Origin of the sequence: Microbispora sp. NBRC 16548, assembly GCF_030268985.1 — a bacterium.
Classification (GTDB): Bacteria; Actinomycetota; Actinomycetes; order Streptosporangiales; family Streptosporangiaceae; genus Microbispora; species Microbispora catharanthi.
On sequence record NZ_BSSF01000103.1, the window covers coordinates 1 to 330 of the forward strand.

Consider the following 330-nt stretch of genomic DNA (forward strand, 5'->3'; position numbering starts at 1 on the left):
TGGTGCTGATCGGCTGGCTGGTGCTCAACCGCACGACGTTCGGCCGGCGCACCTATGCGGTGGGGGGTAACCCCGAGGCGGCGCGGCTGGCCGGTATCGATGTGCGTAAGCACACGCTGATGTTGTATGCGCTGTCGGGTCTGTGCTGCGGGATCGCCGCGGTGCTGATCATGGCGCGGACCACCACCGGGTCGTCCACCCACGGCGATCTGTATGAGCTGGACGCGATCGCCGCCGTCATCATCGGCGGGACGTTGCTGAGCGGCGGCCGGGGCACGATCATCGGCTCGATCCTCGGTCTGCTGATCTTCACTGTGATCACCAACCTGT

The 330-nt window shown here is 66.1% G+C and carries 1 protein-coding gene; it reads left to right on the forward strand.

Annotation, left to right across the window (positions count from 1 at the left end):
- Window positions 1-330: ABC transporter permease (locus tag QSK36_RS43225; RefSeq protein ID WP_285786460.1), on the forward strand; the 330-nt coding region annotated here is incomplete at both ends.